This is a genomic window from Litoreibacter sp., from assembly GCF_039974535.1.
In the GTDB taxonomy this organism is placed as follows: domain Bacteria; phylum Pseudomonadota; class Alphaproteobacteria; order Rhodobacterales; family Rhodobacteraceae; genus Litoreibacter.
This window is the reverse complement of the sequence record NZ_JBDWIU010000005.1, coordinates 74,401-100,920: the sequence shown is the minus strand read 5'-3', so window position 1 is coordinate 100,920 and position 26,520 is coordinate 74,401. Positions and strand designations below refer to the sequence as shown.

Here is a 26,520-nt window from a genome sequence, read left to right as displayed (position 1 = left end):
ACCAACTCCCCCCAAATTGACGATTACACCCGTTCTATTGGCCCGCACCCTGCGCCCTAGCTGTGACGCTCATGATACCCTCTTGCGCCACTTTGCGATCCATCGACTAAACGCCGTGCAAAACTGATGGAATGGGATAATATCTGCCGAAAATTGTTATGTTAGCCTTTCTGACTAAGAACTGGCTTTCAACGAAATGGAGCAGGCCCGTTGACCAAAGCGAATTCAAAACCGGAACCAACCGATCCGGCGGCATCTGCATCCGACACTAATGTTCCGCTTATCGTCGACCTCGACGGCACGCTGACCTCATCAGACACATTGCACGAGGCACTGCTCCGGCTCATCGCACGCGACCCTGCTCGATTGTTCAAGGTTGTGACATGGCTCAAGGATGGCAAAGCTGCGTTCAAGGCCAATGTCGTAAATGAAACCGACCTCGACATCACGGTCTTACCCTTTCGCCAAGAGGTCCTTGATCTTATCGAGCGCGCGCGCGCAGACGGGCGTCAAGTTTTTCTGGTCTCTGCCTCGCACCAAAAGCAGGTGGATGAAGTCGCAAACCACCTCTGCAAATTTGATGAGGCTGTTGGCTCCGACGGGGTTCGCAATCTTGGCGGGACGGCAAAGGCGGAATGGCTTGTTGATCGCTTCGGCGCACAGGGGTTTGACTATGTGGGCGACTCTGCCGCTGACTTAAAAGTCTGGCCCAATGCCCGCGAAGCCATCTGCGTGGGCGCCACAGCATCCGTGCGCAGCAAGCTGGCCGCAAGTCACACCAACATCACCGAATTAGACAGCGCCCTTTTCCCAAGCGCCACTTTTCAGGTCTACCTGAAGGGCATGCGCCCGCATCAATGGTTGAAAAACCTGTTGGTCTTCGTCCCCATGCTGGCGGCACATAACTTTAGCGCCTTCTGGCCCACTTTATTTGCATTCTTGTCTTTCTGTATGGCGGCCTCAAGCATCTACATGATCAATGACATGCTTGACCTCGAGATCGACCGCAGACACCCGCGCAAGTGCAAGCGCCCCTTCGCCTCGGGGGCAATTCCTGTAAAAAGCGGCGTGATTTTATCTCTCGCGTTGCTCATCGCAGCACTTGCCTTGGGGCTATTCGCGCAACTGGCGTTCTTGCTGGTTCTGGCCGGCTATGTCCTTTTAACCTTCGCTTATTCATTGGTCTTAAAACGCAAGTTGATGATCGACATCTGGACCCTTGGCGCGCTTTACACGATCCGAATTATTGCAGGCGGGGCCGCCACCGGTATTCCGCTGTCGGAATGGCTTTTGGCTTTCTCAATGTTCGTGTTTTTGTCCTTAGCGGCCGTGAAGCGTCAATCAGAACTTGCCGACCTAAAGCGGCGAGGCTTGGAGGAATCGGACGGGCGCGGGTACCGCGTCAGCGATTTGCCGATCTTGCTTGGTGTCGTCCTGTCGGCGGGCTACTGCTCGGTGCTGATCTTGGCGCTATATGTGTCCAGCGCGACCTCCACGGGTCTATATAGCGAGCCCCGTCTGTTCTGGCTGGTGTGCCCGCTGCTGCTCTATTGGATCAGCCGCGCGACGATCATTTCTTACCGTGGCGAGATGGATGACGACCCGATTGTCTTTGCACTGAAGGACCGCGTCAGCCAAGTCGTGTTCGGACTTGCAACCTTGCTGATTATTTTGAGCGCAAACATATGATGACGTCCCTTGTCCTACGCTACGGCATCTTTGCCGTGCTGGCCACCTTCGCCAATCTGGCAACGCAACGGGTGCTGCTCGCCGGATTTGGCGGGCTTGCCGTTGCGATCTTCTTTGGCACACTCGTAGGCTTGGTTGTCAAATACATCTTGGACAAGCGCTGGATCTTCCATGACACAAGTTCAGGCGTTGCCAATCACGGCAAGCGCTTCGGGCTATACTCCCTGATGGGCGTTGCCACGACGCTTATCTTCTGGGGATTTGAGTACGGATTTTGGTCTATATGGGGCACCGACCTCATGCGAGAACTCGGTGCGATCATCGGCCTCGCGATTGGATATGTAACGAAATACAACCTCGACCGGCGGTTCGTCTTCACAAACGACGCAGGCCTGTCCGGAGCCAACACATGACGTCCATCAAAACACTATCCGGTTGGGGTCGCTGGCCCAAGCGTGACTGCCACACAGATACGCTTGATCCCCAAACAGCCCTGCCCCTAGCTGGCACGGACACTGGCCTTACACGCGGCATGGGCAGATCCTATGGCGACGCAGCCCTAAACCCAGATTTGACCCTGATGGGCACTGCGCGCAATCGCATCACAAGCTTCGACGCCGAAACCGGTGAATTGGTGGCCGAGGCCGGCGTCACCTTGCAAGACATCTTAGAAGCTTTCGTTCCACGCGGATGGTTCCCGCCGGTCACGCCTGGCACAAAATTCGTGACCCTTGGCGGTTTGGTGGCGGCAGATGCCCATGGCAAGAACCACCACGGGCACGGCAGCTTTGGCGACCACGTGCTGTGGCTTGATCTGCTTTGCGCAGATGGCGAAACGCGGCGATGCGCTCCTGACCAGAACGCCGGTCTGTTTCGCGCGACCATAGGCGGCGTGGGGCTGACAGGCCACATCCTGACCGTGGCTTTACGGCTATTGCCCGTAGAAAGCGCGTGGATCGTGCAAGAAACCAAGCCCGCGGCCAATTTGGATGAGGCGCTAGAAATCTTCGAGATGAGCCAAGACGCCACCTATTCAGTTGCATGGATCGATTGCTTGGCCACCGGCGAGGCACAAGGCCGCTCCCTTGTTATGTTGGGCGAGCACGCCACCATGGCAGACCTAAGCGCCGAGCAAAAATCTGCGCCTTTGACGCTGCCTCCCAACAAGAAAAAACGCATGCCTCTCGACGCCCCATCTTGGGCGCTGAACAAATGGACCATTCGCGCCTTCAACGCGCTTTACTACCGCTCCGGCAAAAAGGCCCCGCCGCGCGAGGTTGTGGATTACGACAGCTACTTCTACCCGCTCGATGCCATTGACGATTGGAACCGCTTGTATGGCGCGCGCGGCTTTGCCCAATACCAATGCGCCCTGCCCCTAGACACGGCCCGCGATGGGCTGTCGGCATTGCTGCAAGAAATATCAGATGCTGGGATGGGTTCTTTCTTGGCGGTGTTAAAACGTTTCGGCAAAGGCGCGCCGGATCGTCCGCTGTCGTTCCCGATGGAAGGCTACACATTGGCGTTAGACTTCGCATTGTCTCCGCAATCGCTGACCTTGCTGGACCGTTTGGATGAAATCGTGGTGGCTCGTGAGGGCCGTCTTTATTTGGCAAAAGACAGCCGAATGACACAAGCCACATTTGAGGCGGGTTATGGCCCTGCATTGGACCAGTTTCGCGCTATAAGAACTGAAACCGGCGCAGACCGCGCATTTTCTTCTCTCCTTTCAAAGAGGCTTGGACTGTGACCACACCAAAAGCACCCGTTCTGATTATTGGCGCCCGCTCCGACATGGCGCGTGGCATTGCCGCACAATACGCAAAGCTAGGCCACCCGCTGCAATTGGCGGCCAGAAACCACGACACGTTGGAGCGTGACGTCGCGGACTTCAAAATTCGCTACAACGTCGACGTCACCGCCCATGAATGCGATGTGACCGACACCGCGTCTCATGATGCCTTCATCGAGGGCTTGCCCGCTCTGCCCGCAATCGCCGTTTGCGCCGTCGGCGTTCTAGGCGATCAGGACGCCGATGCCGGCGACATCAAGGCCACCAATCAGGTGTTTGACACCAACTTTGTGGGCCCTGCCTTATTGCTTGAAAAGCTAGCCGCAAAAATGGTGGAGTTGCCCGATGCGACTGCCATCGTGGGCATCGGTTCTGTTGCGGGCGATCGTGGGCGCGGCAAGAATTACATCTACGGATCCGCCAAAGCGGGCTTCGCGGCCTATCTGTCTGGGATGCGCCAAAAATATGTGGACAGTACCCTGCAGATCATGACCGTGAAGCCGGGTTTCGTGCGCACAGCAATGACCGCCGGCATGGAAACCCCTGCCCCACTGACCACCGACGCCGATGCTTTTGCAGAGCGTGTCGTCAAAGCGCAGCAAGCGGGCAAGTTGGTCTACTATGACCTGCGCTGGCGTGTGCTGATGTCGGTGATTTGCCACGTCCCAGAACCGATCTTCAAGAAGATGAAGTTCTAATCAGATTAACCTCACCGGTTAACGAACAGCACCTGACCATCGCCGCCAAATTGATAAATGTTGGCGTCTAAACATTTTGCCGTTAACCTCTTGAGGATGAGCAACCCTCCCACCAAAGATAGATTGCGTATTGGCGCGATGGCCGAAGGCGCTGATCGTTGGCTCGACGTGCAAGTTCTGCCCGACTTCGAACCTTTGGAAGGGCCTGCAACATTAACCTCAGGTACATTCGTGCCTGAGGGGCTTGAGCCAGTGCTGTTCGACGACGCAGACCAAAAGCCTGCGCAACGAGGCACTTTTGCGGTTGTGGATGCGGCCATCTATTCATTCCTACCTGACCTTCTCGAGACATCCGGCAACCGCCACAAATGTCTATTCCGTGGCAAGGCACTGAAAGACAACGCTGACGCGGCACCATGGTTGGTAGAGCTCACACCAAACGGCTCATTCACCCGACAGCTAATGAGCACGGAAAAAAGTCCCGGAGGGCTCTGGGAGAAAGAGTTGGGCATTTTTGTCAAATCCGCACTGAGTTTTGACAAACTATGGAGCCACCTTCGAAAATTTACCCGCATCGAGGACGAAACAGGCAACTGGTTATACTACCGCTACTGGTCCGCCCCCGTTAGCACACGCGTCATGGCCCTCGGCAACCGTCCAGAGTTGACCCAAATGGTTAGCCCCTTCTTTCCAAAAGATGATCCGGAGTTTGAGGTTGTCTTGCTGAACTCGGACCTGAATGCAAAACTCAAACGGGTCCCGGGCACGGTTCCACCAATTGTACGCCCAACCATGACAACAGCCGCACATCGAACCATCCGGCAAGTGCGCAGGGTGCAACAATACGAAGAGCTAATCGACATAACACTCCGCCACGTCAAAGGCAGCACAGACCTAAGCGACGATGACATCCACAGCATGTTGCGCCTCAAGCGCGACGGCTTCTTCGACGCAGGTTTTTGGCAGCGCGATCATCTCGTCAAATTGATGGTCTGGGAGGTGCTGCTCGGTCCGGAATTCATAGAGCACTATGCAAGTGGCACAGTGAAAGCTATAATCTTGTCAGCAAAAGCGCCTTACGAGGCAATTATGAATATTGAATTCTTTTTGGAAGCCCAAGAAATCCGTCGCCAAGAGGCGGAAGACATTTAACGGGCGTTGGATTTAGAGGGCGTGGAATAACGTGAAACTTATTGGCAAGCTCGTTGTTGTTGCGGCTGTGGTGTTGGCCATCGGAGGTGCAACGATGTTTGGATTCATGAAAAAACGGCCAGATAGGCTGTCCCTCGACGTGCGACCTCATCCATCTCAAATTGCCGCGCTGCATGTCATCGGCAACGACTTAATGCTCGTGGACTCATCGCTCCGAGGGCGCTCGCAGACGGGCGGCTTCAACTACCAAAGTAGGTTTGGTGCGGCGATGTCATTCGATGTAATGTGGTTCGATGTAGCAGCTAAGCAGTTTTATGCGTCTAGCTTCGAGGTTGACGCCTATAATCTCTCTACCTTTGGCGAAGAAGGCATTCATGCCTCTCTCAAGATCGTGGCAGGTCCCGGCGCGGATGTCACGGTGACCACTCCTCATCCCGAAGCACTGCGGCTTATGGGGTTGAATAAAATGGATGACATCACCCCCGAGATGGATGTGCCTGTGACCTTGCTGGAGCTATGCGCAGAGCCGCGCGACAGCGATCCATCGCGCGACGGCATATTGATGCGCGTGATGGGCGACGCATCATCCATGGAAGCCGCCAAAAGCCAGAACGACAATTGGCTGGCTCAAAACGCGGCTCCCCAATCCCGCTGCTCGCAAGGAGACACATAATGGGAACACCTGGAGACGCCCTTAGCACCAGCGCTGCTGCAGGCGCAGAAGCAGGTGCTGGTGCTGCTGACAGCACCACCGTTGCTTGCGACTTAATCCGTGTCGGTCTGTTCTTCGACGGAACTGGCAACTCGCGCGACCATGTCGGCACCTCGAACATTGATTCATGGCATTCGAATGTTGACCTTTTGGAGCGGCAGTACAAAAACAGCAGCGCCCCTGAAACCGCAACCGTCAATGGCAGCACCATGAAGGCACGTTTCGCAAGCGCATACATACGCGGCGTTGGCATCGAAGAGGGTGGCGGCAATCAGCAATGGGGGATACCGCGTGGTCTGGCTTGGGGCACTGGGCCTGAAGGTGTCGCCGCACGTACCCGTGAAGGTCTTGAAGCCGCACGAACGAAAATCCGCGAGAGTATGGGTGGGCTGGAACCTTGTTTTATTTGGCTCGACGCCTTTGGCTTCTCTCGTGGGGCTTGCGTGGCGCGGGACTTTGCCAATGACATCAAGGACGGCGTCATCACATCAGGCGACATCACCGCCGAGGTGAAATTCTTGGGACTATGGGACACTGTTTCCTCCATCGGCAATGGCGGCAACACGGGAAATTGGGACAAAGAAGGCGTGCGCATCAACACCCGAGCACGTCGCACCGCCGAGACAATCATCCATATCACCGCTAAGGATGAGTTGCGCGAAAACTTCCCACTCACCCTTGCCCGTGGCAAGCGCATCGAGATGGTTGGCGTGCACTCCGACATTGGCGGCGGTTACGCGCCGGGCACCAATAACGGTAGTATTTCCTATCAGGCTGGCAGCAACGATCCCTTCTTCGATACGATCGCTCAAAAGTGGGGGCTGAGCTACGGGGATTGGCAAACCTCCATGGGGTCTAGAAGCCGAAGCACCCAAACAACGAATGGGGACAGCCTTTCGCAACTTCAAACTTATTCCCAATATGGCGCTTCCAATTGGAACAGCTTCAGGTGGCAAGCCCAACATGGCCTGCAATTCGTCGCCCTTAAAATCATGTTTGATCAAGCGACGGCAAATGACGTGCCTTTGGATGCCTATGGCAGCAGCATTGAGGGCATCTCTGTTGGGTTCTCGGGTGATCTTGCAACCTATTACGCGCAAATAAAGGATTACCCACACCGTTCCGACGCTGCGACAGAGCAAAATATCCGTCGCAAGCACGCGCATATGTCAGTGGCAAATTCAATCGGCATGGGGCCGGAAAGCAATGGTTCAAGGCGCGTGGTCACAATGTAGGGGCTTTGTTCCCCAGTGTAGCAAAACCAAAGGGCTCTCCAATGCCGTGCCGGACAAGTGATCATGCCGCGCCGACGGGGAAAGATGGTACTGCAATCATTTCATAATAGTCTCGATGAAATAGGCCGCGAATGCTCCGCGGCCTATTTTTTCGCAACCTAGCCTAGCTTGGCGCGGACACTGTCACGATACAGCGCTTTGACCAGGGAAATCATCATGAACACCATGACGATCGTGAACGGCAACGCCCCGATGATCATCGCATTTTGAAGCGCTCCGAAGGGGTTTGCTGCGGCACCACTATTACCTGCAATGATCAAGGCCCCAATCACGGCCGTCAGGATCAGACCCCAGATGATGCGGTGCTTGATGCCCGTTTCTTGTTCGCCACCGGACATGATCGTGTTCATCACGAGGATGCCAGAGTCTGCCGACGTTACAAGGAAGGTCATAATCAGAACGACACACATGATGGTGATGGCTGAAAGGAACCCGCCAGAGATCATTTGCTCAAGTGTCGCAAATAATTTGGCTGTGTTGGTGGCACCGATCAGAGCCCCGGCAGCATCGCCGTTCAGCTCCAAATCAATCGCTGTTCCGCCAAGAATGGTCATCCACAAGAAGCACACAATCGCGGGTGCGATGACGCAACCAAAGATGAACTCTCGTACGGTACGGCCCTTCGAGATGCGCGCAAGGAACAAGCCAACAAAGGGCGAGAACGCAATCCACCACGCCCAGTAGAACGTGGTCCATCCGGCTTGCCAACCAAACTGACGACCCTGCTCACCAGCGGCATAAATCGCCTCTGCGTCCAAATCGGCGGCGGTAGCTGGCAGGCCTTCGGTAAAGCCCGAAAGCGAACCCCAAGGGGACGTGGCCGCGCCATAGATCGCCGCTGCATCTTCTGCAGGCAACGCCTGTGCTGCTTCAGGAAGTGCGGATGCAAATGCCTCTGCAGATTGTGGACCATAGGCCCCAAAGGACATCTGAACAAAGTGCAGAAGGTAGTCGACCAATCCTGCGCCAAACTTTGTCATCGCAAAGAAGAACGATCCAAAGAACACAAAGGTCAAAAGCAAGATAACCGACAAAACCAGATTAAGGTTCGACAGGTATTTGATCCCCCGGCCCACGCCAGACACTGCCGACAGAATGGACAGGCCCATGATAATCAACAAGGCCGCAATCAACCCCACTGTGCTTGGCTTAGGCGCTTCAGCATCGCCATTCATTAGCCATTCCATACCAGACACAGCGTAGACGCCGTCAACGAACTGGCTGACACCAAAGCCGATGGTGACAGACACGCCAAGGATTGTGGCTACAACACCAAGAACGTCAACCAAGTGGCCCAGAAAGCCGTTCGCAGCCTTCCCCAGAAGGGGCGTCAAAGCAGATCGGATCGTCAATGGCATGTCACGGGTATAGGCGTAGTAGGCCAATGACAGACCTGTCAGCACGTAGATAGCCCAAGCGTGGAAACCATAATGCAGGAACGTGTAGCGATAAGCGGACTGCACGGCCTCCTCAGAGTTTGCCGCCACTTCACCCGAGAGCACGACAGGGTTGGAGCCCCAAAGGCCAAGCGGTTCGGCGGTCGCAAAGACCATCAACCCGACACCCAGACCCGCACCAAACATCATGGAAAACCAAGAGAAGTTCGAAAATTCTGGCACCGTATCTGCGGTCCCGAGCTTCTTGCTGCCAGTTGCTGGCAATAGAGCCAAGACAAACAAGAAGAACGCAAAGATACCAACAGACACGACGTAAAAACTGTTGAAGCCATTCAATAAGGTTCCGTTCACGGCAGACAGAACACTGCTGGCATTGCCAGGCCAGACAAGCGCCCAGACAACCAGCGCGACCATAATCAATTTACTGATTAACGCGATAGGAAGGCTGTAGCCTTCGTAAAATCCGGATGGAGCTTTTCCGATCTCCAACTCGGTAAAGGGTGGTTTTATAGACATTTCAGGTTCCCTGTTTCTATTGTTGCGCCGTTTAATGATGTCCCGCAGCCGGATGGCGCTTTGACTGTGGGCTTGTTTGTGGTGTCTCAATCATTGTCGGTTGCGCCTGCACCTGCTCCCAGTAAACGGGAGGCTTCGGTCGCAGGCGCGTAGGTACGTTGCGCAAATGTGTTCAGTTTTCCCCAAACATCCGGGCATATATTTCCGCGCAAAGCGGGCGCTGCAAAAGCGTGGCTGCCTTGTGCGACAAAGCACTTCAAAGCATCAGTTTGTGGTGTGCTCAGGTCGTCTTCGGTTCCTTCGATGTGCAGATCATACCCGTTCGTTGTTGCGCGGACGTTGCCCCAAACGACGGTTAGTGGGTATTTGCGGTGCAAGGCTGCCCATGCGACGAAAGGGACAACCAACAAGGGTTGCGTGACATTTAACATGATTTGCACGCGCGCGCCAATCAGCAGATCTGCGCAATCATTCAACGTCACGCCAGCAGTCAAAGGGCACAAAATACCGGTCGCGCTGGACCAGTCTCCGTCCAAGGTTTGGGGCGGGCCGTCGTGGGCATGCAGGTCCAAGTGCGCAGCCAAAGCCGCAGCACCTGGCAAACCATGAGAGGCGAGCCAGCGCACGGCCTTGCCGGCCTCTTCCGCCACGCCCCAATCGTAGCCGCCGCCCCGTGCTGCTTTTTTGGCATGCACCTCAATCTCGTTCAACGAATACGTCATGGGTATGCCGTGGTGGGGTAAGGCCAGAACTCATCAGACGTAGCCAATTCTTCGGGGTAAGGTGCGTTACCGAACATGCAAATCCGCACCCAGCGATCTGAGCGCGGGTCAAAATGGGTCGCACCAAAGAACGACAGCTTGCACCGCAGCATATCAATGGGCATCAGGTCCGACCCAATCGTGTTGTCCCGAATTTCTGCATAGGGGGCTCTTGCGACGATTTGGGCACGCCTGACGCTGTGCCGATGCTGGGGATGGGTAAGCAAGAACGTAGCCAAAGTTGCATCTGTGTCTTCGCTCTTCAGGTCATGAAAGAGCGAAGACGCGTCCCGGCTGGGTGCCAACGGCTGCTCGTAGGCTGCAATTGGTTCGTCAAAACGCTCCCCCAGACGCGGCTCGAGTTTTTCGGCAGAGACATACCACGCGCGAGCACATTGCCGCTGTGCAGACCAATCAATGTCCAACGCCCAGCCATAGGCGCGTTCGAGAATCGTGCGCAATTCGCCCACACGCATGGTGCCGTCAATACGAAAGGACTGCGTGTTTTGATCAGACATTTGATCTGCCAACGGGTCAACGAGCACGCCATAAGGTTCCAGCAGCAAGGAAGCCAGACATTCCTGCGCATCCTCGCCCAAGGTGTCCTCGGTCCATTTGTAAAGCCGATCCCAAGGGTGTGCCGTTTGCAAATCGGCCCCATTGACGTGGTCTGCCAATTTACTCAAATCGCAACGCAGCTGCTTTAGCTTCTCGATCTGCACCTCGTGCGCAGAGTGCCAGATGTCGGCAGAGACCCGCGAGCGCTCTAGGAGCGTGCGAAACACCTTCACCTCTGCATCTGTGGCGACGGGCAGGTTGCGAACAATGGCAATCGCCTGTTCCCTCGCGGCAATCCAATTGTTGAACAGCATCGGATGGTTGACCAGAAACGGCGCCATGCCAAGCCCAGTGGAGTTGCCAACCCCGAGGCTGCGCGCGATGGTCGGGTCCAACGTGACAGTGTCTGTCCCACCCTTAAGGCCCGCAACATGTTGCACCAGATCGCGCACAAAGGTTCGGGTCAGAAAGACCGACAGCATTTCAATCTGAAACGGGGCGGCGCATTCAGGGCGGTCTGCGATCATCTCATGATCCGCCGCGCCAAGTTTGCCCGACCCGTAAACGGCCGTGGTGCGCATCAGGTAACCCACCTTGGCAATCTCGCTTGGGTCCGGTTGCTGACCCATTGCAAGAGCCGAGACCACATGATCCCACAATCGCACAGAGCGGTTGGCGCGTGACACGGACAGTTCTGTTTCGCTCACGCGGCCTGCTTCTTGCAGGGGGATGTTTCGGCGTAGACGTGCAATGTCAGCCGCATCGGGCACACCGTCAAACAGGGTAAACGTGCTGTCCCAAGCCTGTGCAATCACCCGATCCGAACGTTGCTCAGCAGGCAGATCATGGCCAAATGCAATCAAGGAATAGGTACGCTCAGGGGTATGCGCAGAGTAGACGGCATGGCCCACGCCCTTGTCGTCAAATTCAAAAATGGGTCTGGAAAAGGTCCAGTTTTCGCGGGTCATCCGGCGGACCAAAACGCGCATGAATGACAGGCGGGATTGGTGAAAGGAGCCAAGGCGTGATAGCCGCATGACCAGTGCAGGGTCGCGTTTTGCAATGGTCTGCGATGTTTCTGTCTGACTTTGCATGGCCTACCCCCTCCCTAGGTCAATGGTGTGAAATTTTCCGCGTAAAATCTGTGCCAGTTATCCCCCATGATGCCCGCGACCTCCCCCTCGCTAAACCCCGTGGTACGCAAACCCGCCTCTATGTTTCCAAAGTCGCGATTGTCATTGAACCAGCTTGGCATGGACGGAAAGCCCGGTGCTGCGGCAGAGCCTTCGCCGTAGTCGATCTCTTTGCTCCAGCGGCCAACTCGCATCCATTCTACAACAGCGTCTGGGTGATCTTGGCACAGATCCGTCCCAATCCCGAGGTTTTGCGACCCAAATTTCTCGGCCGTGCGGGCAATCATCTCGCAAAAGCTTTCCAGCGTGCAGTCGGATTTACCCTTCAAATGGTGCGGATAAACCGAGAACCCCATCATCCCGCCATTTTCCGTCACCGCGCGAATTACATCATCCTTTTTGTTGCGTAGCGCGGGGGACCAATCATAGGGGTTGGCATGGGTGATCGCGATCGGCCGCTCGGAAATGTCTGCGGCTTCAATGGTAGAGCGATCCGCCGAATGACTCATGTCAACGACAAGCCCGACGCGGTTCATCTCCTTGATCACCTGACGCCCCATGCGGGTGATGCCAGTGTCCTCAGCCTCATAACACCCCGTCGCCAGTAGAGACTGGTTGTTGTACGTCAATTGCATGAAACGCGCACCCAACGTATGCACGATTTCGACCAACCCAATGTCGTCCTCAATGGGGCTAGGGTTCTGGAACCCAAAGAAGATTGCGGTCTTCCCCTCGGACTTGGCACGGTCCACGTCGCTGGCCCATTGGCCCTTCATGATCAGGTCAGGGTATTGCTCAAACCAACGGTTCCATTGCTCAAAGTTCAAAACCGTCTCGCGGAAGTTCTCGTGGTAGGCGATGGTCACATGAACCGCATCAACGCCACCCTCACGCATCTGGCGAAAGATCTTTTCCGACCAGTTGGCGTATTGAAGGTTATCAATGCGCATCATTGCGGTGTGCCCGAGGCGATATAGGCGGTTTTCACGATGGTATAGAAGTCACGCGCTGTTTGCCCCTGTTCGCGCGGCCCGTAAGAGCTGTCGCCGCGCCCACCGAAAGGCACGTGGTAATCGGTGCCAGCAGTGGGCAAATTGACCATCACACAGCCCGATTGCGCGTGGCGACGGAAATGCGTTGCACGCGCAAGATTGGTGGTCACAATTCCAGCAGTCAAACCAAAGTTGGTGTCGTTGACCACATGCAACGCCTCGTCGTAGCTGCCCACGGGGATGACACAAGCCAAGGGTGCAAACATCTCTTCGCGGTTAATGCGCATGTCATTGTTGGTGCCCACAAAGATGCCCGGCGACATGTAATAGCCTTCCGTTGCCATCTCTAGCCGCTGACCACCGCACAACAGTTCTGCCCCCTCAGATGCTGCAAGCTCGACATAGGCGAGGTTCTCTTTCAACTGCTGTTCGGACACAACGGGCCCCATTTGTGTGCCGGCTTCCAACGCATGCCCCACCTTCATCGCCTTTGCACCTGCAACCAGTTTTTCCACGAATTGATCATGCACCGAACGGTGGACAACCAATCGCGACGACGCCGTGCATTTCTGACCCGAGCCACCAAATGCTCCGCCCAACGCCAATGAGACGGCCAAATCCATGTCCGCGTCATCCATCACGGCCAACGCGTTCTTTGATCCCATTTCCATCTGCACACGCGTCAGGTTCTGAATGGCACTCGCGGCGATACCTTTGCCCACGGGAACCGAGCCGGTGAAGCTGATCGCGCCTACCTTTGGGCTTTCAACAAGCCGCTGGCCAATCGCACTGCCCGCGCCCATCACCAGTGAAACTAGTCCTTTGGGAACATCTTGGCGCGCGATAATCTCAACCAAAGCCACAGCAGAGGCAGGCGTCACATTCGCAGGCTTCCAGACCACGGCATTGCCATAGCAAAGTGCAGGCGCGATCTTCCAAGAAGCGGTTGCCGTTGGGAAGTTCCATGGAGAGATCACCGCGACAACGCCGACCGCCTCGCGGCGCACGTCAATCTCAATCCCGTCGCGCACAGAATCTGCAGTGTCGCCCATCTGGCGAAGCGTTTCAGCGGCGTAATAGGTAAAGAACTGTCCGGCGCGGTACACCTCGCCCTTGCCCTCGGCCAGTGGCTTGCCCTCTTCGCGGGCCAACAATGTGCCCAGCTCTTCGGCGCGTGCGATCATTTCGGTGCCAATCGCCATCAGAACGTTGTATTTTCGTTCGATCCCGTAGGCGGCCCATTCGACTTGCGCACGCTGTGCTTGATCCAACGTTGCATCCAGTTGGTCAGGGCTGGCCTGTGCGAACATCCCAATCAGATCGCTCAGATCAGACGGATTGCGGTTTTCAATTTCGGATGCACCCGCCACCCATTCTCCGGCGATGTAGTTCAAATTGGTGTCGTGCATGATGTATCCTTTCAAGTGCGCGCGTAGGTCCGCGCACGTGTAGGGTACCTTGCCCAACTGATTCAGGCATTTAGAAAAAAGTGTAGTTTATTTCAGGTTCTCTGAATTTATGTATCCATGATCAAACTGCCATCTCGTTTCATCTCGGTGATTAGCTTGAGAAACTCCCGCGCTGCCGGCATCAATAGATTGTTGGGCCGCGACATCAGATGCACAGTCCTGCGCTCGGCCATATCGGCAAGCGGCAAGAACGCAAATTCATCAAGGACATTGGCAACCGCCAGCCGCGGCAACACCGTTATCCCAACGCCCTGCCGCACCAAACCTAAAAGGGACGCTGTATTGGGAACCATCAGTCGTGAGCGGGCAAGAATGGGCGTAAAATCCGGGTCTGAGATCTGTTCACACAAACCATTCGCGATGATCGGATGATCCCCCAACGTGCGCCATGACAGCTTATCCCAGTCTTTGGCCAACGGATCGTCTTTGCGGCAAACCAGCCCAAAGACATCGCTAAACAGTTCTGTCCGGCGCATCCCTTCGACCTTGGAAAGCGAGCCAATCCCGATATCGGCCCGTTCGCGGTCCAGTTCACGCGCGATGGCCACCGAGTCCATATCACGCAGGTCGATCTGTACTTTCGGGTACTTCTGCGCAAACCTGAAAATCACAGGAGGCAGTATAGTCGTTGCCACTGATGGCGTCACAGCCAGCCTCAGATAACCAAGCTCAGAACGCGATAGCCCCTCGATCACTGACACTGTGTTCTCGAAATGGGCCACTTCGCGGCGCGCCTCGGCCAGAATGAGGTCTCCGAGCGGTGTTAGACGGGATTTCCGAGCTGTTTCGAAAAGTGCAGAGCCAACATGCTCTTCAAACTGTTTCAACATCATAGAAACAGCAGATGGGGTACGCCCAAGCGCGTCGGCCGCCTCGGACAGGCTGCCGTGGGTAGCAACTGTCGTAAAGCATCTGAGCATGTCGATCTTGATTGCCAACTTAAGAGTTCCTGAATTAAACTAAACTAAATCGAGTTTACCTAAAATTCCTCCTCATGACCACATGGCAACCAACCTGTCCCCTTTCGGCATAGGAAAAGAACCCCAGATTTGACCTGCGCCAGAAGCAACTGCCGCATTGTTGAAAACTCAACGCTGGGAAGGTCCGCCAGATCGTGATCTGCAGACGAAGCCACCATACGCAGGGATTGAACTGACGACTGCTTTTAATCAGGGAAGCCAATTTGAATTTGTGTAGAATATGTGTTGAGTTGCCAGTCATCGACAACGCGCTCAACGGACACGGAATTTTCCAAAGACGCAGGCGTTGAGCAACTGGATCGGCGCGTCAACGACAACCGCTGGGTGATCTGGACTTCTGGTATGACACATTGAGGAATTCGATCATGACCCCCTTCATTTTCAACACATCTCCAAGCATTCGGTTCGGGGCTGGCGTTCTGTCTCAAATTGGCGAGATCGTGCGGAAAGAGATAGGATCGCGCGTCCTGCTTGTGACCGATCCGGGAATGTTGGCGACTGGTATTGTTGATCGTGCTCTAGGTTTTCTGAAAGATGCGGGCGTCACGGCCACCGTCTATCAAGATGTTAAGGCTGATCCTCCGGAGTCTGTTGTTATGACCTGCGCAAACGCGGCCATCAATGCTGATGCGCAAGGCGTTATCGGTTTAGGTGGCGGGTCGTCTTTGGACGTGGCCAAGCTTGCCGCTCTTCTTGCTGGCGGCGAAGAAGACCTCAATAGCGTTTATGGCGTCGGGAATGCGAAGGGTCCGCGTCTACCCCTAATTCTAGTACCCACAACGTCGGGTACGGGGTCTGAAGTGACGCCAATCTCAATCGTAACAACAGGCAAAAGCGAAAAGATGGGCGTCGTTTCACCGGTGATTTTGCCAGACATTGCGCTGCTCGATCCGGAGCTAACGCTTGGCTTGCCACCCCATATCACGGCCGCGACGGGCATTGATGCAATGGTACATGCGATCGAAGCCTACGCATCAGCCAACACAAACAACAATCCGCTCTCTCGCAATCTTGCAACGCAAGCACTGCGATTGATGGGGGCATCGTTGGAGGCCGCGGTTCACTCGGGCGGAGACCTCAAAGCGCGATCTGACCTTCTCTTGGGGTCCATGATGGCGGGGCAAGCCTTCGCAAATTCACCTGTCGCAGCAGTGCATGCATTGGCTTATCCGATTGGCGGTCATTTTCACGTACCACACGGTCTCTCAAATGCTCTCGTTTTGCCTCATGTGCTGCGGTTCAACGCCGAAGTTGCTCCGAAACCTTACGCAGAGATTGCAGCCCATGTGTTTCCCGAGCTTGCCGCCATCGATCATGAAAAGGATCGCGCGGAAGGTTTCTGTGAGGCAATGGCCGCTTTGTCAAAGCGATGCGGCCTTCAACAGACGTTGCGCGAAATGAAAATCCCTTTGGATTTTCTACCGAAACTCGCGAGTGATGCCATGAACCAGTCCCGGCTGTTGGTTAACAACCCTCGGGAGGTAACCGAGGCAGACGCCTTGGAAATTTATCAAGCCGCTTGGTGATTGCAGCTGTTTTTGTATGAATGTTTCTAAGCCGACATCAACGTATCGCTCCGCATCGGCGGTAACATCCCATTGCCGCCGCTGACCCATTCTCGGACATGCTGCATTGAGGATTTTCATGGAAAGGCTCCTCTATCTCAGTGGGGCAAATGCTCTTTACACCGATGGTGGCTTCGTCGATAATTAAATAGAGCATGACGCGCCCGATTTATATGGCGGGTCATACTCTATCACATTTTTAAACGGATTCTATTATTTGGATTATTGAGGATAGTGAGCGCGAAGCGCTGTCAGACGATGCCGTGAACCGGTTTCGTGCGCGCGTGGTGCAGCATTGCTTTGAAAAGACGCAGTTGGAGCCCCCCTTGTCCCGGGATCAATTCGAGGTCATCGGCAATTCTCTGTTTGATCGAACCCAGGATTTCTTAAAGGACCACCCCACGGCAAGCTACGATAGCTATGTGCTGATGATGATCCTGTACTTCATACGCGGGATCGAGACGATGGAGGGCCCGGACCTGCAAGCCACGCTGCGAAACCCTCGGATCGGGATTAACACGCGTGTGCGGGTGGTCTATGATGTGACGCGATATTTGATGAAAGAGGGGTACTGATGCCAATTCTCGCTCCGCTGGTGCCAGCCGGTGCAACCGCGGCTGGCGGCACCGCCGCCGTAGGGACAACCGCTGCCGTCGGGTTGACCGCGACGGAAATGGCCGTGCTAGGCGGCGCAGCGCTGCTTATTGGCGGGGTGGTGGTGGTAGACTTGCTCGACGACTACCTCGACACGCCGGCCACCGAAAGCGAGGTTGATGCTATTCAGGCGCAGGCCGGAGATCGCTCGAAGGCCGATGAGCGGCGTTTACAAGATTGCGAAAGCTGCATCTGGTGCATGGTCAACATGCAGGCTCAGGGTAGCTTTGTCGATCAGCGCGACCGAACAGCGCCCCAAGGCATCGGACCCTATTTGGTCGAAGGCCGGACCGTGTTTGTCCGCGAGGGGATTATGATCGCTGGGCTGACCCATGAATTCGCGCGTGGCATAGCCTCCCGACGCGACTTCCGCGACATTGAACGCTTTGCCGTGCTTGCCAAGACGATCGCATTCATCCAGCGCCAGCCACCAACAGGTCTTGCATTCAATTCGCGCGACAATCGGCCCGGCAGTCTTAACCGCTACAGCGGGCAAATACGCTACGACATTAATGTCTTCGGCACTGTAAACGCTTTCATGTCATGACGCCGCACCCCTTCATCGACACGCTGCTTGAAAAGTACAAAAAGGCGCCCAGCTTCCCATTTCACGACTGGGTTGAAAACCCAGTGTCGTTTTACGCGCTCATCAATCTTTGGGATGATATCTTTAAGGCAGCGGCCGGAAAGGTTGCGCTGGAATTTGTGGCCGCGAATGAGATCAAGCAAGATCCAGACTCCAAAGTCTATTCAGTCGTTCACCTTGGGCTCTCGCGAATTGTGCACGTGAGCCATGACGACGAGGGCGGGCTGTTCTTTTTGTCGGAGTCGCAACCGGGTCCGGACGACGATGCGCCGTTAGATCGGCTGGAGATTATCAGCGATATCTCTAGGCCCCAACTCATCGCGAGCTTTGAAATTCTGCGAGAGTTTGCCCGCGCCGACTTGTCCGCTCCGGGCGCGCGATCCGCATTGGAGAAAGATTTTGTGGCCCGTTTCAAGAACGCGTTCGGTTATCCCGATTTTGACCCGTTTCGAGGTCCATCGGTTGATGACGATGAAGACCAAAATGGTAACGAAGATACCTGACTACGCCTTTGCAAGGCGAAGCCAGTGACGTGCACCTGGCGCGATCCACGCGTCGATTGGTCCAAAGAACTCCGTTCGTTTTTCATCAGGTAAGCTCTTTATGAAGCCCGGCAAAACTGCCGGATCGTAGAAACGTACAAAGTACCATTTTCCGGCTCGGTCCTGCGCTCGGGTAAATCTGCGCAAGTGCTTACGAACCGCCTGTAGGTCTGAACTGCTGCGCAAAAACACAGCGGCATCACTATCCCACAGATGCCAGCTGGTCGCGGCGTCCGGATGCTTAGTGAACAGGTTGCGAGTAAACGTGTTACCCGGCTGAAGTTCGACGAGCCATGGCGCCACCTCCCCCAGCTCCTCCTCGGCCGCACCTTGAAATAAGCACTTATGGGTCAGACTTGACGCGTCAAGCTGCTCTCGAAGTCCCTCAACTTTTGCGGCGTCAAGCACCGCAAAAGTTCGTGTATGGCCAACACGCGTCTCCACGTCACCAAATATCCAAGGGCCCAGTTCGGCGGGTAAATCCAACGGAGCGTCCGTGCCAAATTGCAAATCCAACGGTAAAGGTGTGGGGAGTTCTTGTGTTAAGCTTGCGCGCTCATTTTGGGTCATACAATCAAGATTATCCTCTTGCCGATCTCGGTCAAGTTGCCAAATTTTCTGCGATGGACCGCGGCCTCTCTATCGCGTTTGGACTTCTGCCTAGCGTAGGAAAAATCCCAGAAGGTCCGGTTCACTTGACTTTAGCGTAGCCAATATCCCTGACATACAAGCGGTCCGTCGGCAACTTTGGAGCGAGACGCCCAAACCGGTAAATTCCTGTCTTAAAGAAGACCGCGCCGCGATCTTGGACCAAGACGTGTTCCTTATGCGCGAGCTTGCCACCTACATATATGGACACCTCAGGGTCATTTTTATCGGTGTCAATATCCACCGCAATCTCGACCCATTTGCCTTCAAAGTCCCGTCTGGTGAAATTTCCAAGCCGACGCGTACTATGTCTGTGGTGGGATCTCAAAACTCGGGCATAAAGGTCTCCCTTCTTATCGAGGAAAATCATTATATATGGCCCGCATTTGCAGGTTGCTGTTACCCATTGGTGGACCTGAAAAATCGTCGTTGTCGGGGCTGTCGAAAATTTGGGATCTAAACTCAAGTCGGCCTTGAAAATGTAGCGCCCTCCCTGCTTGAAAGACTGGCTCAGAACCTCTGCTCGTTCAGAATAGGGGATGGGTACACTGGAGTATCCGCTGTCCTTATCCGTCGGGCAGTTTCCGATATCGCCATGCGCCATGGTGAAAATATATGTGCCTCGGCGCTTCTTCATCGAGTGCGAGCCAGGATGCCTACCGCAAGACGTCTCGATCCTAAGCTTCTTGAACTTGATATCAAAAGCATCGGCTGCTTTGTTGGTAGGAATTGAGAAATCTGCAGCCACGGTCGGGAACGCTATTGATGCTGCAAGCGCCAATATTAGGCAAAAAAATCTCATTTCAGTCTCCTACTAGTCGAGTGCAATTTTCTGTTCGCCCAGTAAGAGTAACCTGGAATAATATACTAATATTTCTCGATCGATATGTTGCTGTGGAACTATTGCCCGACTTTGAACGCACTAACAAGTTTCTATCTGAATTGGCCCATCAAAACTGGACAGCGCGCTAAGACGTATCCAAGGGAAGATAGAGCCGCGCAAGAGATAGCAGCCAAGCACAAAGTGTGGAAGAAACCCTGCTTCAGTCGCGCTGCAAATAGGCGGCGGCTTTGTTTGCCGCGATGTACAACGCAACTGTCATTGCGGCCAGTGTGATAAGGCTGGCGAACATCAAATCAGTTTTGACACGCCCGTTGGCTAGCAGCATTAGGTAGCCCAGCCCTTTAGATGCCCCAACCCATTCGCCGATAACCGCGCCGATCGGCGCATAAACAGCGGCCAGTTTCAGGCCTGTTCCAAGAGATGGCATCGCATGTGGTATTCTGATCCGGCGCATGATCCCGGCCTTTGTACCACCCATCGTCTGCGCCATATCCAGCATGCTCTGTGGGATCCGGTTCAAACCGTCATAGAACGCGCTGGTCACTGGGAAATAGATGATCAGCACCGCCATCATGACTTTAGACGCGATCCCATATCCAAACCAAAGGGTCAAAATGGGTGCAAGGGCAAACACCGGCACCGCTTGCGTAAAGACGAGCAGTGGCATCACCAATCGGTGTAAACGCTCTGAACTCGCCAATTGAACAGCCGATGCCATCCCGAGCAGTGACCCGATTAAAAGGCCCAAGGCGACCTCGCTTAAGGTGACTAACGCGTGTTCGCCGATCAGAAGGCGATTTTGCCATGCGGCCTGTGCGACGCGCCATGGGCACGGTAAAATGAACTGCGGGACGCCGGTGACCCAAACCGCAGCTTGCCACAGCAACACGCCAAATACGGTGACACCAAGGGCGTAGCGCGCACCGCTCATTTTAGTCCCCTTAAATGCGCCAACAGAGCTGCTTGGTACGCCGTCGTCTCTGGCGCATATTGATCGCGTATGGGGTCGGTCTTTGGCGTGTCCCAAAGGGTCGCCCCCTCAGGGGTCAGCACCACAATTTGATGACCAAGCCGTACCGCCTCTGCCGGGTCATGGGTCACGATCAAAACGGTTTTGCCAATAAGCATCTGCGCCGACAATTCCTGCATGGCCGCGCGCGTACTGGCATCAAGGGCTGAAAACGGCTCGTCCAACAAGGCGATGGGCCGGTCCTCCATCAAGGTACGCGCCAAAGCCGTCCTTTGACGCATGCCACCAGATAAGGCCGCGGGTTTTTTATCGCGCCATGCACCAAGGCCAACACGATCCAGTAGATCATTCGCGCGCGCCATATCCGGGGTCGTGCCACGCAAACGAGCGCCAAGAACAGTATTTTCCAAAACACTCAGCCAAGGCAGCAACAAATCCGACTGCGCCATCAAACTGGTGCGCCCCTCAACAGGTTCGTTGTCCGACGTACGGATTTGGCCGGTGAACTCACCAGCCGTGTCTAGCCCTGCAATCAGCCGCAACAGTGTCGACTTGCCCACACCCGAACGCCCCAATACACAGGTCCATTGTCCCGCGGGCAAGGTCAGGTCAAAGGGTGCAAACAAGCGCTGTCCCGCTATGTCGTAACGACCTGAAAACTGGATGGCAGGCGCTTGCATCATGCGCCGCGTAAACCCATATCCCAGAATGCGGCTTCCAATTTTGTGGCTGTAGTAAAGCGCTGTTGCAGTTGCGGCCACCGGGCAGAAGCGGCAGGGTAGTCACCCATGCGACGCTTTATGGCAGCGTCGATCATCGCCCCCACATTGGCCATCACGCTTTGATATTCGCTGTCCGCGTAGGTCTTGATCCAATCGCTGTAAGATGTGTCGCGGGCAGCCTCTTGCTCTAGGCGCAACCCGATTTCACCATAGCCAAAGCAACAGGGTGCAAGGGCTGCCATCAAATCAAGAAAATCGCCTTGTAGGCCCACATCCATCACATACCGCGTGTAGGCAAGGTTCTCGAACTCTTCGGTCGCAGTGAACAAAGCCGCCTCATCAATCCCTTCGGCAGCGCAGGTTTGGACATGCAACGCCATCTCGTGGTTGACCAAAGCATCCACTGTCGCGGCGCAGACTTTCATTTCATCCAGCGTTTCCGCTTTGACCACACCAAAGGACCACGCCCGCGCGAAATGAACCAAAAACACATAATCTTGGATTAGGTAATGCACGAACGCAGCACGGGGCAAAGTCCCGTCGCCCAGACCTGTGACAAAGGGATGATGCGCGTAAGCCAACCATGCGTCAGGGCAACCTGCGCGCCATAGCGCGAAGGTGCTGCCATAAGGTTGGTTGCTCATGGTGCCGTCACATCGATGGCAATTTTCGCAACAGAGTTCACCGACGGGATCAGGCCAGCCTCGTGCAAGAATGTCTCAAACTCCGCGTACCGCCCGACATCCATTGCCGCAGGCCGTAGGGCAAAACGCGGAAGCGTGTCCGCCCAAGCGCGGCCATTCAACTCGTCGTTAAGCTCTGGCGCGGTGCCGGAAAAAATCTCCCATGCGTCTTGCGGATGGTTGATGATGTACTGCGTGGCTTTTTCTGTTGCAGCCAAGAAGCGGCGGATCATATCGGCATCCATGGTGTCTGGGTTGGCGACGTAAATCAGCTCGTCATAAGGCGGCAGGCCTTCTTCCTCCACGTAGAAACATCGTCCCGGCACGCCTTCGATATCCATCTGGTTCAACTCGAAATTTCGAAACGCTCCGATCACGGCATCAACCTGACCCGACATCAACGACGGGGAGAGCGACCAGTTCACGTTGATCAACTCAACATCATCCAGCGTCAATCCGTGAGTATTCAACACATGACCCAGCACCGCTTCTTCAACGCCGCCAACGGAAAAGCCGACCTTGCCACCTTTAAGATCAGCGGGAGAAGCAATTGGCCCATCCTTCAAGACCAGCAGGCAGTTCAAAGGTGTGGCAACCAACGTGCCGACCCGTTGCAACGGCAGGCCTTCGTGGATTTGCAAATGTAGCTGCGGTTGATACGAAATGGCCAGATCCGCCTTGCCTGCCGCAACCAGCTTTGGTGGATCAGACGGGTCAGCAGGTGCGATCACCTCAACCTCAAGGTCGACATCGGCGAAGAACCCTTTTTCTTGTGCAATTATCACTGGGCCGTGGTCGGGATTTACGAACCAATCGAGCAAAAGTGTCATTTGATCTTGTGCCCAAAGCGGGGCCGCACAAAGGGAAATGGCGGAGGCGAGGAAGAAGGATTTCATGAGGAAGTTTCCTTGTGTGAAGCATATAGGCTAGCAAAATGATGTGTGGGCCCATGGCCTGATCCAACATTTAGTTGATCCGCATGGGCAATGGCCGAAGCCACATAGGATTTGGCCGCAGCGACAGCGGCTTGAATATCATTGGTTTTTACCAGTTGCGCAGCCAGCGCAGAGGACAAGGTGCAGCCCGTGCCATGCGTATTTTGTGTAGGCATCCGGGGGCCTTCAAACCACGTGACGACATCATCAGTAACAAGGCAATCAGGGCTGTCAGGCCCACTTAGATGTCCGCCCTTCATCAACACAGCCCTAGGTCCGAGCGCACAAAGCGCCTGACCTTGGCTGGCCATTTCGTCGCGCGTCGCGGCCACGTCGGCCTCTAGCAAATGCGCGGCTTCCGGCAGGTTTGGGGTCAGCACATGCGCCGTCGGCAACAGCGCATCCCGCAGCACCGCAACTGCGTCGGGCTGCAATAAGGCAGCGCCGCCTTTGGCGATCATTACGGGATCAAGAATAATTGGGACGTCCCGCCGAGCCAAGGTGCGTGCCACGGCCTGCGCAATCTCGGCGTCTGCGATCATCCCGATTTTCACGGCATCTACTTGGATATCATCGAACACACTGTCGATCTGGCTTTGCACAAAGGCGGGCGGCACAAGGTGAATACCGCTGACCCCTTGCGTGTTCTGCGCGGTTAATGCGGTCACTGCCGCCATCGCAAATGCGCCATTCGCCGAAATCGCCTTAAGATCGGCTTGGATACCTGCGCCGCCGGACGGGTCCGACCCCGCGATGCTCAGGACGTTGGGGATCATGACTGTGCCTCCGTTTTCGTGAATTTCAGTGCCGCGGCTTTGGGGTCGATTTGTCCACAGATTGCAGACACCACGGCTTGCCCATCTGCACCGCTGGCCAAAACATCTCGCTGGTGCGCGGCCTTGAGCCCGCCAATGGCTACCGTGGGCATTGAAGTCAGAGCAACAAGCCGAGCCAGCCCATCAAAACCAATAGGCAGTTCATGATCGGCCTTGGTGGCCGTGCCAAAAACCGGCCCCAGACCCAGATAGTCGACAACGTCAGGGTCCGCCGCTGCGACGGTGTGCTCTGTTTCGCATGACAGACCAAGGATTTTGCCAGCCCCAAGCAGCGCGCGCGCCTGTGAGGGCAACATATCCCCTTGGCCGATATGCGCGCCGTCAGCATCCGCCGCAATCGCCGCATCTAGATCGTCATTGACGATCAAAGGCACACCCGTGCCCGCAAGGGCTTTCTTTAGAGCCACCGCCATCTCGATCCGCGCAGGCGTAGTGGAATTCTTGGCGCGCAGTTGGACCATCGTGACGCCACCAGCAACCGCCTGCTGCACCGTTTCGACCAGCCCAAAATCGCCGCACAGGCTCGTATCGGTCACAAGATACAGGCGCAATTGTTGACGAATGCCGGTCATGAAAGGATGACGCTGGCCAAATCGTCGGGCTGCGTTGCGGCCAACGCATCGAGGAAATGTACTTGGAAACTACCCGGGCCTTTGGCTTGCGCGGCGGCCTTTGAACCAGCAACCTTGAAATGTGCAAGCGTGGCCAGAGCGGCTTCAAACGCCGGGCCACTGGCAGCATAGGCCCCCATCAGCGCGGTTTGCGAACACCCCAAAGCGGTGACCATTGGCATGATCTCCGACCCGCCAGTCACCTTGGCTGATCGCGTGCCATTTGTAACGAAATCAATGGGGCCAGTGATCGCCACCACGCAACCATGGGATTGGGCCAAAGCACGCGCGGCACCTTCAGCTGCATCAACGCTATCGCCACTATCTGCACCTTTTCCGGCGCCAGACTCGCCTGCCATGGCCATGATTTCAGAGGCATTGCCGCGCAATATCGTCGGACGCAAAGCCAATAAATCCTGCGCGACGCCTTTCCGGTATCCAGAAATAAAATGTGCGACTGGGTCTAACACCCACGGAATGCCCGCGTCATTGGCGGTGCGGGCGGCAGCGGTCATGCTGGCAGCCCAAGGGGCCGACAGCGTGCCGATATTGATCGTCAGCGCCCCACAAATCGGGGTGAATTCAGCGATTTCTTCTTCAGCATGCACCATCGCGGGTGAGGCCCCTGCAGCCAGCACCACGTTTGCGGCTACGTTCATCGCGACGTAGTTGGTGATGCAGTGCACAAGAGGGTTATTGGTACGCAGCGTGCTCAGAAGGTCTTGTGGGGCCATCATGTCTCCTTTTCTGGCTGAAAAGAAGATGACATTCGCACACGTTCAGAACATCTACCCTCCCTCCGCCAGCATTATCTGGTTCAGGTTCAAAGGGTACATCTCAGCCTCGCGGCGCCCCCGGTGGCTCAATTTTATAGTGACGCTCACGGTGCGTCAAACACATAGGTGAAGAAGCGGACCTTCGATTGCATTTCGCCAAGGTCGGGTTTGTTCGCCTTCCGGACCTTCACCTTATCTGCAATGAAGGTCCGATCTTGGTTAAAAACTTTCGTCCGTTGATCGCTCCATATCTACTAAGTCCCGCCTATTTCCGGTGACGAATTGGGCGCGCGTCGCCATAAGGTCGATTAACCCCCTGTCGCACCCATCACCAAATGCCCGAAATTCAGGCAGTTCCAGCGCATCTGTTTTGACTTTGAAGACCATCGATACGGTCCAGTCATCACCACTGGCGTCAGACCTCATATCAATCAACAAGTTGCGGTGAGGGGCACGGTCGCAGCAGGCAAAAGCTGAAGCCATCAGGTAGAGCGCGAAGATCAAGCGAAGCCCTATTGAGTCAAGGCAATCCACTCCAGCCAACCGAGATATCCTTCGATCGACGGCCTGCGGCGTCGGCGATCATGGCGGCTTTTTCGAAAACAACAGGTTTTGGGTCACATGATGCCGGTTTTCATAAGTTCCCCCTAGAAATGCCACAATTATCATTAGTTAATATTTAGTTAACACGCGCCCGATGAAGTCGGGTTTGCACAATTCTTTCAGATGGGGTGATCTCTTGCGTAACTTGCTCTGCGCTCTCTTTTGCATTTTAGGAATTCCGTCATCAGCACTCGCGTTTGGACCTGGAGATGCAATTCCGCCAACCTCTCAGGCCTTCGGGACGTGCACGCTCAACACCGAAATAAACGAAGCCCAAGAAACAGCGTATATGTTTCTTTTAATCCCCCCGGCACCGGGGGAAGTTGCACTCCGTTATGTGAACCGCCGTTGGTGGAATAATGGGGTACTCACCCTCGTTAATGAGAATGTCCGGCGTCGGG

27 protein-coding genes and 1 riboswitch are annotated in these 26,520 nt (G+C 55.3%); of the genes, 11 read left to right on the top strand and 16 right to left on the bottom strand.

The features are described 5' to 3' along the window. Nucleotides 1-210 precede the first annotated feature (210 nt). From ABJN86_RS03835 to ABJN86_RS03805, 7 genes are all read left to right on the top strand, one after another. Complete coding sequence (locus tag ABJN86_RS03835; RefSeq protein ID WP_348362625.1) at nucleotides 211-1,689, top strand: UbiA family prenyltransferase; 1,479 nt, start codon at nucleotides 211-213, stop codon at nucleotides 1,687-1,689. Continuing rightward, nucleotides 1,686-2,102 (top strand): GtrA family protein, encoded by a 417-nt coding sequence (locus ABJN86_RS03830; protein WP_348362627.1) that lies wholly within the window; start codon nucleotides 1,686-1,688, stop codon nucleotides 2,100-2,102. Before ABJN86_RS03835 ends, ABJN86_RS03830 begins: the two co-directional genes overlap by 4 nt. After that, the gene (locus ABJN86_RS03825; protein WP_348362628.1) at nucleotides 2,099-3,439 is read left to right on the top strand and encodes an FAD-binding oxidoreductase; all 1,341 of its coding nucleotides are present in this window, start codon (nucleotides 2,099-2,101) and stop codon (nucleotides 3,437-3,439) included. Before ABJN86_RS03830 ends, ABJN86_RS03825 begins: the two co-directional genes overlap by 4 nt. Further along, nucleotides 3,436-4,179 (top strand): SDR family oxidoreductase, encoded by a 744-nt coding sequence (locus tag ABJN86_RS03820; protein WP_348362630.1) that lies wholly within the window; start codon nucleotides 3,436-3,438, stop codon nucleotides 4,177-4,179. The genes ABJN86_RS03825 and ABJN86_RS03820 overlap by 4 nt, the downstream gene beginning before the upstream one ends. Before the next feature lie 96 nt (nucleotides 4,180-4,275). Continuing rightward, a complete protein-coding gene (locus tag ABJN86_RS03815) occupies nucleotides 4,276-5,331 on the top strand; it encodes a DUF4123 domain-containing protein (RefSeq protein ID WP_348362631.1) in 1,056 nt (351 codons plus the stop codon). 31 nt (nucleotides 5,332-5,362) lie between these two features. Beyond that, nucleotides 5,363-6,004: a hypothetical protein gene (locus ABJN86_RS03810; protein ID WP_348362633.1), complete on the top strand. Its 642-nt coding sequence runs from the start codon at nucleotides 5,363-5,365 to the stop codon at nucleotides 6,002-6,004. Beyond that, nucleotides 6,004-7,278 carry a DUF2235 domain-containing protein gene (locus tag ABJN86_RS03805; protein ID WP_348362635.1) on the top strand — a complete coding sequence of 425 codons (1,275 nt, stop codon included), beginning with the start codon at nucleotides 6,004-6,006 and terminating at the stop codon, nucleotides 7,276-7,278. Before ABJN86_RS03810 ends, ABJN86_RS03805 begins: the two co-directional genes overlap by 1 nt. Nucleotides 7,279-7,436: 158 nt before the next feature. Here ABJN86_RS03805 and ABJN86_RS03800 read toward each other — a convergent pair whose 3' ends face one another. The 6 genes from ABJN86_RS03800 to ABJN86_RS03775 form a co-directional block, all read right to left on the bottom strand. Further along, the gene (locus ABJN86_RS03800; protein ID WP_348362636.1) at nucleotides 7,437-9,251 is read right to left on the bottom strand and encodes a BCCT family transporter; all 1,815 of its coding nucleotides are present in this window, start codon (nucleotides 9,249-9,251) and stop codon (nucleotides 7,437-7,439) included. Between the two features lie 86 nt (nucleotides 9,252-9,337). Next, on the bottom strand, nucleotides 9,338-9,973 hold the full coding sequence (locus ABJN86_RS03795; protein WP_348362638.1) for a DUF3726 domain-containing protein: 636 nt from the start codon (nucleotides 9,971-9,973) through the stop codon (nucleotides 9,338-9,340). After that, on the bottom strand, nucleotides 9,970-11,664 hold the full coding sequence (locus ABJN86_RS03790) for a hypothetical protein (RefSeq protein WP_348362640.1): 1,695 nt from the start codon (nucleotides 11,662-11,664) through the stop codon (nucleotides 9,970-9,972). Before ABJN86_RS03790 ends, ABJN86_RS03795 begins: the two co-directional genes overlap by 4 nt. Before the next feature lie 14 nt (nucleotides 11,665-11,678). Next, entirely contained in the window at nucleotides 11,679-12,653 is a 975-nt protein-coding gene (locus tag ABJN86_RS03785) for a membrane dipeptidase (RefSeq protein ID WP_348362665.1), read from the bottom strand. Next, entirely contained in the window at nucleotides 12,653-14,104 is a 1,452-nt protein-coding gene (locus ABJN86_RS03780) for an aldehyde dehydrogenase family protein (protein ID WP_348362642.1), read from the bottom strand. The genes ABJN86_RS03785 and ABJN86_RS03780 overlap by 1 nt, the downstream gene beginning before the upstream one ends. A 107-nt stretch (nucleotides 14,105-14,211) precedes the next feature. Then, nucleotides 14,212-15,102 carry a LysR family transcriptional regulator gene (locus ABJN86_RS03775; protein WP_348362643.1) on the bottom strand — a complete coding sequence of 297 codons (891 nt, stop codon included), beginning with the start codon at nucleotides 15,100-15,102 and terminating at the stop codon, nucleotides 14,212-14,214. A gap of 407 nt (nucleotides 15,103-15,509) precedes the next feature. Between ABJN86_RS03775 and ABJN86_RS03770 the strand changes: the two genes are divergently transcribed. From ABJN86_RS03770 to ABJN86_RS03755, 4 genes are all read left to right on the top strand, one after another. Then, a complete protein-coding gene (locus ABJN86_RS03770) occupies nucleotides 15,510-16,670 on the top strand; it encodes an iron-containing alcohol dehydrogenase (protein ID WP_348362645.1) in 1,161 nt (386 codons plus the stop codon). Nucleotides 16,671-17,035: 365 nt separating this feature from the next. Next, nucleotides 17,036-17,284 carry a hypothetical protein gene (locus tag ABJN86_RS03765; RefSeq protein WP_348362647.1) on the top strand — a complete coding sequence of 83 codons (249 nt, stop codon included), beginning with the start codon at nucleotides 17,036-17,038 and terminating at the stop codon, nucleotides 17,282-17,284. Further along, nucleotides 17,284-17,910 (top strand): hypothetical protein, encoded by a 627-nt coding sequence (locus ABJN86_RS03760; protein WP_348362648.1) that lies wholly within the window; start codon nucleotides 17,284-17,286, stop codon nucleotides 17,908-17,910. Before ABJN86_RS03765 ends, ABJN86_RS03760 begins: the two co-directional genes overlap by 1 nt. Next, complete coding sequence (locus tag ABJN86_RS03755) at nucleotides 17,907-18,452, top strand: hypothetical protein (RefSeq protein ID WP_348362650.1); 546 nt, start codon at nucleotides 17,907-17,909, stop codon at nucleotides 18,450-18,452. The genes ABJN86_RS03760 and ABJN86_RS03755 overlap by 4 nt, the downstream gene beginning before the upstream one ends. Here the strand turns inward: ABJN86_RS03755 and ABJN86_RS03750 are convergent, their stop codons facing one another. The 10 genes from ABJN86_RS03750 to ABJN86_RS03705 all read right to left on the bottom strand — a co-directional run bounded on the left by ABJN86_RS03750 (nucleotide 18,453) and on the right by ABJN86_RS03705 (nucleotide 26,020). Then, on the bottom strand, nucleotides 18,453-19,061 hold the full coding sequence (locus ABJN86_RS03750) for a DUF4123 domain-containing protein (RefSeq protein ID WP_348362651.1): 609 nt from the start codon (nucleotides 19,059-19,061) through the stop codon (nucleotides 18,453-18,455). 121 nt (nucleotides 19,062-19,182) lie between these two features. Further along, a complete protein-coding gene (locus ABJN86_RS03745; RefSeq protein ID WP_348362652.1) occupies nucleotides 19,183-19,941 on the bottom strand; it encodes a heparin lyase I family protein in 759 nt (252 codons plus the stop codon). 241 nt (nucleotides 19,942-20,182) lie between these two features. Continuing rightward, complete coding sequence (locus tag ABJN86_RS03740) at nucleotides 20,183-20,914, bottom strand: ABC transporter permease (RefSeq protein ID WP_348362654.1); 732 nt, start codon at nucleotides 20,912-20,914, stop codon at nucleotides 20,183-20,185. Further along, nucleotides 20,911-21,636, bottom strand: coding sequence for an ABC transporter ATP-binding protein (locus ABJN86_RS03735; protein WP_348362656.1), 726 nt, complete (start codon nucleotides 21,634-21,636; stop codon nucleotides 20,911-20,913). Before ABJN86_RS03735 ends, ABJN86_RS03740 begins: the two co-directional genes overlap by 4 nt. Further along, the gene (gene tenA / locus ABJN86_RS03730) at nucleotides 21,633-22,319 is read right to left on the bottom strand and encodes a thiaminase II (RefSeq protein WP_348362657.1); all 687 of its coding nucleotides are present in this window, start codon (nucleotides 22,317-22,319) and stop codon (nucleotides 21,633-21,635) included. The genes ABJN86_RS03735 and tenA overlap by 4 nt, the downstream gene beginning before the upstream one ends. Next, nucleotides 22,316-23,254 carry an ABC transporter substrate-binding protein gene (locus tag ABJN86_RS03725; protein ID WP_348362658.1) on the bottom strand — a complete coding sequence of 313 codons (939 nt, stop codon included), beginning with the start codon at nucleotides 23,252-23,254 and terminating at the stop codon, nucleotides 22,316-22,318. Before ABJN86_RS03725 ends, tenA begins: the two co-directional genes overlap by 4 nt. Further along, nucleotides 23,251-24,069, bottom strand: a complete 819-nt coding sequence (gene thiD, locus ABJN86_RS03720; RefSeq protein ID WP_348362659.1) for a bifunctional hydroxymethylpyrimidine kinase/phosphomethylpyrimidine kinase — start codon at nucleotides 24,067-24,069, stop codon at nucleotides 23,251-23,253. The genes ABJN86_RS03725 and thiD overlap by 4 nt, the downstream gene beginning before the upstream one ends. Next, nucleotides 24,066-24,701, bottom strand: a complete 636-nt coding sequence (gene thiE, locus ABJN86_RS03715; RefSeq protein WP_348362661.1) for a thiamine phosphate synthase — start codon at nucleotides 24,699-24,701, stop codon at nucleotides 24,066-24,068. Before thiE ends, thiD begins: the two co-directional genes overlap by 4 nt. Continuing rightward, nucleotides 24,698-25,474, bottom strand: a complete 777-nt coding sequence (gene thiM / locus ABJN86_RS03710) for a hydroxyethylthiazole kinase (RefSeq protein ID WP_348362666.1) — start codon at nucleotides 25,472-25,474, stop codon at nucleotides 24,698-24,700. The genes thiE and thiM overlap by 4 nt, the downstream gene beginning before the upstream one ends. A gap of 42 nt (nucleotides 25,475-25,516) precedes the next feature. Next, a riboswitch (TPP riboswitch) is annotated at nucleotides 25,517-25,606 on the bottom strand. A gap of 129 nt (nucleotides 25,607-25,735) precedes the next feature. Beyond that, the gene (locus tag ABJN86_RS03705) at nucleotides 25,736-26,020 is read right to left on the bottom strand and encodes a hypothetical protein (protein WP_348362662.1); all 285 of its coding nucleotides are present in this window, start codon (nucleotides 26,018-26,020) and stop codon (nucleotides 25,736-25,738) included. Nucleotides 26,021-26,520: the final 500 nt, after the last annotated feature.

Coding starts and splice junctions, on each gene's coding strand:
- ABJN86_RS03830 (WP_348362627.1), top strand. CDS start 1,686: ATGATGACGTCCCTTGTCCTACGCTACGGCATCTTTGCCGTGCTGGCC.
- ABJN86_RS03825 (WP_348362628.1), top strand. CDS start 2,099: ATGACGTCCATCAAAACACTATCCGGTTGGGGTCGCTGGCCCAAGCGT.
- ABJN86_RS03815 (WP_348362631.1), top strand. CDS start 4,276: ATGAGCAACCCTCCCACCAAAGATAGATTGCGTATTGGCGCGATGGCC.
- ABJN86_RS03805 (WP_348362635.1), top strand. CDS start 6,004: ATGGGAACACCTGGAGACGCCCTTAGCACCAGCGCTGCTGCAGGCGCA.
- ABJN86_RS03800 (WP_348362636.1), bottom strand. CDS start 9,251: ATGTCTATAAAACCACCCTTTACCGAGTTGGAGATCGGAAAAGCTCCA.
- ABJN86_RS03795 (WP_348362638.1), bottom strand. CDS start 9,973: ATGACGTATTCGTTGAACGAGATTGAGGTGCATGCCAAAAAAGCAGCA.
- ABJN86_RS03790 (WP_348362640.1), bottom strand. CDS start 11,664: ATGCAAAGTCAGACAGAAACATCGCAGACCATTGCAAAACGCGACCCT.
- ABJN86_RS03785 (WP_348362665.1), bottom strand. CDS start 12,653: ATGCGCATTGATAACCTTCAATACGCCAACTGGTCGGAAAAGATCTTT.
- ABJN86_RS03780 (WP_348362642.1), bottom strand. CDS start 14,104: ATGCACGACACCAATTTGAACTACATCGCCGGAGAATGGGTGGCGGGT.
- ABJN86_RS03770 (WP_348362645.1), top strand. CDS start 15,510: ATGACCCCCTTCATTTTCAACACATCTCCAAGCATTCGGTTCGGGGCT.
- ABJN86_RS03760 (WP_348362648.1), top strand. CDS start 17,284: ATGCCAATTCTCGCTCCGCTGGTGCCAGCCGGTGCAACCGCGGCTGGC.
- ABJN86_RS03755 (WP_348362650.1), top strand. CDS start 17,907: ATGACGCCGCACCCCTTCATCGACACGCTGCTTGAAAAGTACAAAAAG.
- ABJN86_RS03750 (WP_348362651.1), bottom strand. CDS start 19,061: ATGACCCAAAATGAGCGCGCAAGCTTAACACAAGAACTCCCCACACCT.
- ABJN86_RS03745 (WP_348362652.1), bottom strand. CDS start 19,941: ATGAGATTTTTTTGCCTAATATTGGCGCTTGCAGCATCAATAGCGTTC.
- ABJN86_RS03740 (WP_348362654.1), bottom strand. CDS start 20,914: ATGAGCGGTGCGCGCTACGCCCTTGGTGTCACCGTATTTGGCGTGTTG.
- ABJN86_RS03735 (WP_348362656.1), bottom strand. CDS start 21,636: ATGATGCAAGCGCCTGCCATCCAGTTTTCAGGTCGTTACGACATAGCG.
- tenA (WP_348362657.1), bottom strand. CDS start 22,319: ATGAGCAACCAACCTTATGGCAGCACCTTCGCGCTATGGCGCGCAGGT.
- ABJN86_RS03725 (WP_348362658.1), bottom strand. CDS start 23,254: ATGAAATCCTTCTTCCTCGCCTCCGCCATTTCCCTTTGTGCGGCCCCG.
- thiD (WP_348362659.1), bottom strand. CDS start 24,069: ATGATCCCCAACGTCCTGAGCATCGCGGGGTCGGACCCGTCCGGCGGC.
- thiE (WP_348362661.1), bottom strand. CDS start 24,701: ATGACCGGCATTCGTCAACAATTGCGCCTGTATCTTGTGACCGATACG.
- thiM (WP_348362666.1), bottom strand. CDS start 25,474: ATGGCCCCACAAGACCTTCTGAGCACGCTGCGTACCAATAACCCTCTT.